Source organism: Defluviimonas salinarum (assembly GCF_026013545.1).
Classification (GTDB): Bacteria; Pseudomonadota; Alphaproteobacteria; order Rhodobacterales; family Rhodobacteraceae; genus Albidovulum; species Albidovulum salinarum.
This window is the reverse complement of the sequence record NZ_JAPDOG010000009.1, coordinates 17,614-26,559: the sequence shown is the minus strand read 5'-3', so window position 1 is coordinate 26,559 and position 8,946 is coordinate 17,614. Positions and strand designations below refer to the sequence as shown.

10 protein-coding genes are annotated in these 8,946 nt (G+C 69.3%); 3 read left to right on the top strand and 7 right to left on the bottom strand.

Annotation, left to right across the window (positions count from 1 at the left end; genetic code table 11):
• From OM960_RS11285 to OM960_RS11275, 3 genes are all read right to left on the bottom strand, one after another.
• Positions 1-543, bottom strand: coding sequence for an RSP_2648 family PIN domain-containing protein (locus tag OM960_RS11285; protein ID WP_264772022.1), 543 nt, complete (start codon positions 541-543; stop codon positions 1-3).
• Positions 540-1,742: an RSP_2647 family RNA methyltransferase gene (locus tag OM960_RS11280; RefSeq protein WP_264772021.1), complete on the bottom strand. Its 1,203-nt coding sequence runs from the start codon at positions 1,740-1,742 to the stop codon at positions 540-542. The genes OM960_RS11285 and OM960_RS11280 overlap by 4 nt, the downstream gene beginning before the upstream one ends.
• A 97-nt stretch (positions 1,743-1,839) precedes the next feature.
• Entirely contained in the window at positions 1,840-2,004 is a 165-nt protein-coding gene (locus OM960_RS11275; protein WP_263336499.1) for an RSP_7527 family protein, read from the bottom strand.
• A gap of 201 nt (positions 2,005-2,205) precedes the next feature.
• On the opposite strand from OM960_RS11275, the gene edd reads away from it, so the two are divergent.
• Together edd and eda are read left to right on the top strand one after the other, a co-directional pair.
• Positions 2,206-4,005 (top strand): phosphogluconate dehydratase, encoded by a 1,800-nt coding sequence (gene edd / locus OM960_RS11270; RefSeq protein WP_264772020.1) that lies wholly within the window; start codon positions 2,206-2,208, stop codon positions 4,003-4,005.
• An 82-nt stretch (positions 4,006-4,087) separates the two neighbouring features.
• Positions 4,088-4,729: a bifunctional 4-hydroxy-2-oxoglutarate aldolase/2-dehydro-3-deoxy-phosphogluconate aldolase gene (eda, locus tag OM960_RS11265; protein ID WP_264772019.1), complete on the top strand. Its 642-nt coding sequence runs from the start codon at positions 4,088-4,090 to the stop codon at positions 4,727-4,729.
• 9 nt (positions 4,730-4,738) lie between these two features.
• On the opposite strand, the gene OM960_RS11260 is transcribed toward eda, so the two are convergent.
• The gene (locus OM960_RS11260; protein WP_264772018.1) at positions 4,739-5,293 is read right to left on the bottom strand and encodes a 5-formyltetrahydrofolate cyclo-ligase; all 555 of its coding nucleotides are present in this window, start codon (positions 5,291-5,293) and stop codon (positions 4,739-4,741) included.
• Positions 5,290-6,672, bottom strand: a complete 1,383-nt coding sequence (gene mgtE, locus OM960_RS11255) for a magnesium transporter (protein WP_263336510.1) — start codon at positions 6,670-6,672, stop codon at positions 5,290-5,292. The genes OM960_RS11260 and mgtE overlap by 4 nt, the downstream gene beginning before the upstream one ends.
• Before the next feature lie 130 nt (positions 6,673-6,802).
• Between mgtE and guaD the strand changes: the two genes are divergently transcribed.
• Positions 6,803-8,086, top strand: a complete 1,284-nt coding sequence (gene guaD, locus OM960_RS11250) for a guanine deaminase (protein ID WP_264772017.1) — start codon at positions 6,803-6,805, stop codon at positions 8,084-8,086.
• Positions 8,087-8,122: 36 nt separating this feature from the next.
• Here the strand turns inward: guaD and OM960_RS11245 are convergent, their stop codons facing one another.
• On the bottom strand, positions 8,123-8,542 hold the full coding sequence (locus tag OM960_RS11245) for a hypothetical protein (RefSeq protein WP_264772016.1): 420 nt from the start codon (positions 8,540-8,542) through the stop codon (positions 8,123-8,125).
• 23 nt (positions 8,543-8,565) lie between these two features.
• The gene (locus OM960_RS11240; RefSeq protein WP_264772015.1) at positions 8,566-8,931 is read right to left on the bottom strand and encodes a cupin domain-containing protein; all 366 of its coding nucleotides are present in this window, start codon (positions 8,929-8,931) and stop codon (positions 8,566-8,568) included.
• Positions 8,932-8,946 lie beyond the last annotated feature (15 nt).

The window sequence follows — 8,946 nt, the reverse complement described above, 5'->3', positions numbered from 1 at the left end:
TCAGCCGGCCAAAGCCTTGCCAAGCCGCGGCAGCTTGGCGCGCTTGAGCAGCGCGCGGAGCGGCTGCGGCGCGCCGGACAGCCGCTCCGCCTCCGCCTGAACCGCCGCGACGGCATCGCCGACCGCGCCGGGATCGGTGCGCCAGAGGTCGAGGAGGAAGCTGTCGGGATCCTCGCGTCGCACGCCTTCCTCGGCCAGCACATGGCGCGGAAAGTCGGCAGCGTTGAAGGTGACGATCAGGTCCGCATGGCCCGCGATCGCGGCGGCCAGCACATGGATATCGGCGGGATCCGGCAGCCAGAGCCGCGCGGCGAGCCCGTCATGCGGCGCGACCGAGGCTTTCGGGAAGCCGGCGCGCAGCACAGCGATCTCGCCCCGCGCGATCGTCTCGGCGCCGGGGCCGAGCTTGACGCTCGCCCGCGCCCATTCCTCGAGGATGCGGTCGGACCAGAGCGGCGTGTAGAGCCCGGCCCGCGCGGCGCCGATCAGGATCTCGCGCAGCACCGTCGGATAGAGGACGCAGGCGTCGAGGACGACCTTCATCCGTCGAGCCGGAAGAACAGCGCCTTGAGATAGCCGCTCTCGGCCAGCTGCGGCAGCTGCGGATGGTCGGGCCCGGCGAAGCCGGTATGCAAGAGTTGCCCACGCCGCCCACCCCGGCCGATGCCGCGCGCCGAGGCGTTGCGGAACTGCGTCAGATCCGCCGCGTGCGAGCAGGAGCAAAGCCCGAGGTACCCGCCCGGCGCCACCAGCGGCGCGGCGAGTCGCGCCACCCGCTCATAGGCGCGAAGCCCGGCCTCGAGCGCCGGTTTCGCTGGCGCGAAAGCCGGCGGATCGCAAACGACGAGATCGAAGCTTGCGCCCTCGGCCTGCAGCGCCTCCATCACCGCGAAGGCGTCGCCCTTGCGCGTCGCGAACCGCGCGCCGAAGCCCGCGGCCTCTGCGCCCGCCCCGGCCAGTTCCAGCGCCGCAGCCGAGGCATCGACCGAGAGCGCGCTCTCCGCCCCGCCCGCGAGGGACGCGAGCGCGAAGCCGCCCACATGCGAAAAGACGTCGAGCATCCGCGCCCCCTTCGCGAGCCGGGCGGCAAAGGCGTGGTTGTCGCGCTGGTCGAAAAAGAGCCCGGTCTTCTGGCCGCCCATCAGGTCGGCCATGTAGACGGCACCGTTCATCGACACCGGCACCGGCCCGTCGAGCCCGCCCGCGAGCACGGCCGTCTCCTCCGCCAGCCCTTCGAGCCCGCGCGCGCGTCCGGTTCCGTTCTTGATGATCGTGGTGACCCCGGTGACCTCGGCCAGGGCGGCGGCAAGGTCACCGATCATCGCCTCGGCCCAGGCGGCATTGGGCTGGATCACCGCGGCATCGCCGAAGCGGTCGATGATCACGCCCGGCAGTCCGTCGGCCTCGGCATGGACGAGCCGGTAGTAGGGCGCGTCGTAGAGCCGCGCGCGCAGGGCCAGCGCGCGGCCGATGCGGGCGCCAAGCCAGGCGCGGTCGATCACCGCGCCCTCGTCGCGGTCGAGCATCCGGGCAATGATCTTCGATTTCGGGTTGACCGTGACGATGCCGAGCGGCCGCCGCTCGGCATCCTCGAGCCGGGCGATGGAGCCGGGCACGAGGCCCTGCGTGCGCCGGTCGGTCACCAGCTCGTCGGCATAGACCCAGGGAAAGCCGTGGCGGATGGCGCGGGCTTCGGCCTTGGGGCGCAGGCGGACGGTGGGAAGGCTCGGGCTGTCGGTCATCGCTCGGGTCCGGTCAGGAGGGGTTTTCCCTCCTCTAGTCGGAACGCCGCGCGGGGGAAAGGGCGCATCCATTGACGCGCCCGCCCCTTGCCGAGCTTCAGTGGCTCGTGGCGGCGGTCCGGGGCTTCACCATGCGGCGCAGCGCCCGGGCCAGCGCACGGAACGCCTCGGCCATCGCGTCGCCCTGCATCTGGCGGGCGCGGGCCATTATGTTCCGCTGTTCCTCATAGGTCGGCAGTTCGTATTTCAGGGTCTGGGCCATGACGGGCTCCTGCAATCTGGTTCGGCGGCGAGGTAAGCGACGCAGCGGGGAAGCGCCACGGACAGATGCGAAACCCCGCCATGCGACGAGTGCATGGCGGGCGCAGTATGGGCGCAGGACGGTTGTTAGCGATAACAGATCATGCTATGGCGCGGCGAGGCGGCTATTGTCCCGCCATTCCGGACGTTCGAGGAACCACCCATGCACCCGCGCCTTGCCGAGATCACCGACCGCATCCAGCGCCGATCGGCCGAGAGCCGCTCCGCCTATCTCGGGCGGCTCCGCCAGGCGGCCGAGGCAGGCCCCGCGCGCGCGCACCTGAGCTGCGGCAACCAGGCTCATGCCTATGCCGCGATGGCCGAGGACAAGGACCGCCTCGCGGCGGGCCGGGCGCCGAACATCGGCGTCGTCACCGCCTATAACGACATGCTGTCGGCGCACCAGCCCTACGAGCGTTACCCCGACCTCATCCGCACCGCCGCCCGCGCTGCCGGTGCGACCGCCCAGGTCGCGGGCGGCGTGCCGGCGATGTGCGACGGCGTCACGCAAGGCCAGGTCGGCATGGAGCTCAGCCTCTTCTCGCGCGACGTGATCGCGCTCGCCGCCGGGGTGGCGATGAGCCACAACTGCTACGACGCGGCACTCTATCTCGGCGTCTGCGACAAGATCGTGCCCGGCCTCGTGATGGCGGCGGCCAGCTTCGGCCATGTGCCCGCGATCTTCGTGCCCGCCGGGCCGATGCCCTCAGGCCTGCCCAATGACGAGAAGTCGAAGATTCGCAACCGCTTCGCCGCGGGCGAGATCGGCCGCGACGAGCTGATGAAGGCCGAGATGGCGGCCTATCACGGACCCGGAACCTGCACCTTCTACGGCACCGCGAACACCAACCAGATGCTGATGGAGTTCATGGGGCTGCACCTGCCCGGCGCGAGCTTCGTCAACCCAAACACGCCCCTGCGCGAGGCGCTCACCACCGCCGCCGTGACCCGTGCGGCCAAGATCACCGCGCTCGGCAACGACTTCCGCCCGGCGGGCGAGATCCTCGACGAACGCGCCTTCGTCAACGGCATTGTCGGGCTTATGGCGACCGGGGGGTCGACGAACCTCGTGATGCACCTGCCGGCGATGGCGCGGGCCGCCGGGGTCTCGCTGGAGCTCGAGGATTTCGCCGCCATATCGGAAATCGTGCCCCTGATGGCCAAGGTCTATCCGAACGGGCTCGCCGACGTGAACCATTTCCACGCCGCGGGCGGACTCGGCTTCCTCATCGGCGAACTCCTAGAGGCCGGGCTACTGCACGAGGACGTCCGTACCGTGGCGGGCGACGGGCTCCGCCGCTATACCGAGGAGCCGGTCCTTACGGACGGCGCGCTCGCCTGGCGCGCCGGACCGACCAGGACCGAGAACGACAGGATCCTGCGTCCGGCCGCCGACCCGTTCCAGCCGACCGGCGGGCTCAGGGAACTCACCGGCAACCTCGGCCGCGCGGTGATCAAGGCTTCGGCCGTCGCGCCGGAATACCAGGTCGTCGAAGCCCCGGCGCGGATCTTCTCCGACCAGGACCAGGTCAAGGCCGCCTTCGCGAGGGGCGAGTTCACCGCCGACACCGTCGTCGTCGTGCGTTTCCAGGGACCGCAGGCCAACGGCATGCCGGAACTGCATTCGCTGACGCCGGTGCTGTCGGTGCTCCTCGGCCGCGGCCTCAGGGTCGCGCTCGTCACCGACGGGCGGATGTCGGGCGCCTCCGGCAAGGTCCCTGCGGCGATCCATGTCAGCCCCGAGGCCGCCGCCGGCGGCCCGCTCGCGCGACTCCGCGACGGCGACGTGATCCGGCTCGACGTCACGACCGGGGAGCTCGCTGTCAGGGGCGTCGACCTCGCCGCCCGCACACCCGAGACCCCGGACCTCTCGGCCAACCGCCGCGGCATCGGCCGAGAGCTCTTCGAGACCTTCCGCCGCCACGTCGGCGCCGCCACCGACGGCGCCTCGGCGCTCCTGTGAGCGCGCCCGCTTCTTTATTGCCAAAATACCCCCGCCGGAGGCGTCCGACGCCGCCTCCCGCCGAACCGCAGAAGGATGAGCGATGACCCCCGCCGCGCAATCGGCCAAGGCCGAAGAAATCTGTCGCCTCGCCCCCGTCGTTCCGGTCCTCGTGGTCGAGGATATGACCAGCGCCGCCCCGCTCGCGCGCGCCCTCGTCGCTGGCGGCCTTCCGGCACTCGAGGTGACCCTGCGCACGCCCGCAGCACTCGACGCGATCCGCGCCATGGCCGGGGTCGAGGGCGGCGTCGTCGGCGCGGGCACCCTCATCACCCCCGCCGACGTCAAGGCCGCCAAGGCCGCGGGTGCCCGGTTCGGCGTCTCGCCCGGCGCGACCGACAGCCTGCTCAAGGCCTGTGAGGACGAGGGCCTGCCGGTCCTGCCCGGTGCCGCGACCGCGACCGAGGTGATGGCGCTTCTCGAACGCGGCTACACGGTGCAGAAGTTCTTCCCCGCCGAAGCCTCCGGCGGCGCTCCCGCGCTCGCCGCGATCGGCGCGCCGATCCCGCAGGTCCGCTTCTGCCCGACGGGCGGCATCGGCCCGGCGAATGTCGGAAACTACCTGAAACTTGCCAATGTGCTCTGCGTCGGCGGCAGCTGGGTCGCGCCGAAGGACCGGGTCGCCGCCGGCGACTGGGCCGCGATCACCGCGCTTGCGCGCGAGGCGGCGGCGCTCAGAGCTTAAAGCCTCCGCTCACCGGCCCGGCGCGAAGACCTCGGCCTCGGTGACAATCAGGTCGAGCGGCTGGTCGGTCGGCTCGATCGGCACCTCGTCCACCTCCTGCGCCGCGAAGGCGAAGCCGATCGCGGTCACGGATTTTCGCGCACGGAGCCCCTCGAGCGTCCGGTCGTAGAAGCCGCCGCCATAGCCGAGGCGGTAGCCGCGCCGGTCGAAGGCCAGAAGCGGCACGATCAGGACATCGGGCTCGACCCAGTCGCCGCTCTCGGGGATGAGGGCACCGAACTCGCCTGCGACCATCGTCGCCTCCGGGCTCCAGCTACGGAACTTCAAGGGCGTCCCTGCCCCGAGGATCACCGGCACGCCGACCGCCCCCGCATGCGCCGCCATCGCCGGCAGGCAGTCGATCTCGGTCCGCATCGGCATGTAGCCCGCGAGCGCCTTGCCGGAATGCTCCGTTAGCACCGCCTTCAGGCGGGCGCAATCCTCAGCCGCCCGCGCCGCGAACGCCACCTTGCGCCGGGCAAATGCCTCCGCCCGCGCAGCCGCCTTGATTTCAGTCAGGTTCACAGAAGCACCACCGCCGCCAGTCCGAGGAACGCGAAGAACCCGACCACATCGGTCACCGTCGTCACGAAGGCTCCCGAGGCGAGCGCGGGGTCCACGCCTGCCTTCTCAAGTGCCACGGGCACCAGAATCCCGGCGAGCCCGGCAACGACCAGATTGACCACCATTGCGGCAGCGAGCACCACCCCGATCATCGCGGAGCCGAACCAGAACCAGCCGACCGCGCCCATGACGACGGCGAAGATCACGCCGTTGAAAAGGCCGACGGTGGCCTCGCGGCGGACGACCCGCCACATGTTCGAGCCCGTGAGGTCGCGCGTCGCGATGGCGCGCACCGCGACCGTCAGCGCCTGGGTCCCGGCATTGCCGCCCATCGAGGCGACGATCGGCATCAGCACCGCGAGCGCCACGATCCGCCCGATCACGCCCTCGAACTGGGCGATGACGATCGAGGCGAGGATCGCGGTGACGAGGTTGACGGCCAGCCAGGGCAGGCGCTGCTTCGTCGTCTCGACCACGCTGTCGGAAAGCGAGCCCTCGCCGACGCCGGCGAGGCGCAGGATGTCCTCCTCGTGCTCCTCGTCGAGGACCGCCATCGCGTCGTCTATGGTGATGACGCCGACCAACCGGTCGTCGGCATCCACGACGGGCGCCGAGATCAGGTGGTACTGGTTGAAGGCATAGGCGACATCGCCCTCCTCCTCCAGCACGTCGATGGTGCGGAAACTGTCCTCGGTGATGTCGGTCAGCGGCACTGCCCGCTTCGACGACAGAAGCTTGCCAAGCGTGACGTAACCGGTGGGATGCCAGCGTGGGTCGATCAGAATCACGTGGTAGAACTGATCCGGCAACTCCTTGGCGTTTCGCAGGAAATCGATCGCCTGCCCGACCGTCCAGTCATCCGGCGCGGTCACAACCTCGCGTTGCATGAGCCGGCCGGCGGAATATTCCGGATAGGTGAGCGACTGCTCGACGGCGGCCCGGTCGCTGTCCTCGAGCGCGCCGAGGATGCGCTCCTGCTGCGGCTCCTCGAGGTCCTCGATGAGGTCGACGACGTCGTCGGAATCGAGTTCCCGCACCGCCTCGGTCAGGACCTCGTGCGGCAGCAACTCGATCACTTCCTCGCGGATCGATTCGTCGAGTTCGGAGAGGATCTCGCCGTCGATGCCGCGCGACCAGAGGCCGATCAGCGCGGCCCGGTCGTTGTAACCGATCTGCTCGAAAAGGTCGGCGATGTCGGCCGCGTGCAGCGGCTCCATCAACTCGTCGATGCGCGCGGCATCACCGGCCTCGACGGCATCGAGGATGGCATCGACGACCTCGGGATCGAGGGCGTATTCGTCCTCGTCCCGCTCGACGACCTCTCCCTCGGCTTCCGTCATCCTGCCCCCCGCTCGATTACCGCGACATTATCGGAAGGAGTTTCAAAGAAACAGGGGCAACGGGCGGATTTCCCCGTGCCCCTCATGGCCTTAGACTGCGCAGGCAACGGAATTATGATGGCGAGGCGAGATGGCGGATCTCCTGATCGGACAGGTGCTGCAGTTTACCGGAAACCCGATGACCGACGGCGTCGAGGCGGGGCGGCACTCGGCGCGCGGCGGCGTGCTCATCGAGGCGGGGCACATCGCGGAGGTGGGCGAGGCGGATGACCTTCGCCGCGCCCACCCGCAGGCAAAGGTGACCGATTACGGCAAGGCGCTGATCTCGGCCGGTTTCGTCGATGCCCATGTCCATTACCCCCAGACCGCGATGATCGCGAGCTGGGGCAAGCGGCTCATCGACTGGCTGAATTCCTACACCTTTCCGGAAGAGATGAAGTTCGCCGACCCGGCCTACGCCGCCGAGATCGCCGCGCGCTATTTCGACCTGACGCTCTCGAACGGCACCACCACGGTTTGCTCCTACTGCACGATCCATCCCGAAAGCGTCGACGCCTTCTTCACCGAGGCCGAGCGCCGCGGCCTGCGCGCCTTCGCCGGCAAGACCTGCATGGACCGCAACGCGCCCGAGGCGCTCACCGATACGCCGCGGTCGGCCTATGACGACAGCAAGCGGCTGCTGGAGAAATGGCAGGGGCGCGGGCGGCTTTCCTATGTGGTCACACCCCGCTTCTCGCCGACCTCGACGCCCGAACAGCTCGAAGCGATGGGCGCGCTCTGGAAGGAGCACCCGGACTGCCTGATGCAGACGCATCTTTCCGAGCAGACCGACGAGGTCGCGTGGGTCAAGTCGCTCTTCCCAACGCTCAGGGACTATCTCGATACCTACGAGCAGTTCGGCCTTCTCGGGCCTGGGGCGCTGTTCGGTCATGCGATCTACCTCGAGCCGCGCGAGATCGACCGGTTGAAGGAGGTCGATGCGAGCCTCATCCACTGCCCGACCTCGAACACCTTCATCGGTTCGGGGCTGTTCGACATGGACGGTCTGTCGCGTTCGGGCCACCGGATCGGCCTTGCCACGGACACCGGCGGCGGGTCGTCCTTCTCGATGCTGCGCACGATGGCCGCAGCCTACGAGGTGGCGCAGCTCCGCGGGCGGCCGTTGCATCCCTCCGAACTCTGGTGGCTCGCGACACAGGGCGCGGCCCGGAGCCTGCGCGCCGACGGCCGGATCGGCAATCTCGCGCCGGGCATGGAAGCCGATATCGCGGTGATCGACCTCGCCTCCACCCCGGCCATCGCGCAACGCGCGACGCGCGCCAAGGACATCTGGGAAGCGGTCTTCCCGACGATCATGATGGGGGACGATCGTGCCGTGACCTCGGTCTGGGCCGGGGGCATCCGCAAGTTCTGACCGCGTGCTCCGGGCTGCCCAGCGCGCGAACCCGTATCACAGGAGATCGGGCGGCACTGGCCTCTCCGGCGTCTCCCTGTCCCACGCTTGCGCCGCGATCCGCCATTGCCCGCCGGACTTCACGACGAGATAATCACTGACGTCGCGATTGATGTCTTGCCCGTTCTCGATCATCTCGGAGGCGGCCAGAACGACAGCGATGTTGCCGAACACGCGTACCTCCATGCCGCGCGTGTGCTCCTCGAACGTGGTCAGGACCTCGCGCGCAACCCGCTCCATGCGCGCGGCGAAATCGTCCAGCGTCTTCGATTCCACCGGTCGCGCGGCCGGAAAGAGCCGCGCGTCCAGAAGGAAATCCGCCCGAAACCGCCGCCAGTCCGGCGTCCCGCCCTCGGACCAGCCAAGCGCCTCGAAATGCGCGCCGATCAACGCCCGGATTTCCGCTTCGTCGTCCATGCCGTCCACTCCGCGCCCGGCGCTCACTCCTCGACGATCGTGATCTCGTTGATGTGGCGCTCGATGCAGAGACGGGAGAAACGGTCTGCCGGCGTGGCGCCATACCAGTGCGACTCGCCGGCCGGAATGATGATGGTGTCCCCCGGCTCGACGATATGCTCGCCGTTCCGGTCGGCGACGATGCCGCGGCCAGCGGTCACGAACAGGATCTGATCGTAGACGTGCGTGTGCACCCTGTTGCGCCCGCCGGGCTCGAAATCCACGAGGCAGACATCGAGCGCCCCACTGTCGGGTCGTGTCACAAGGTACCTGTAATCGATAGGCGCGCCGAAATAGAGCTCTCCAACCGCGGACTCGCGTTGCGTCGGATCCGGTTTCACGATCTTCACGGCGACCTCGCCCCT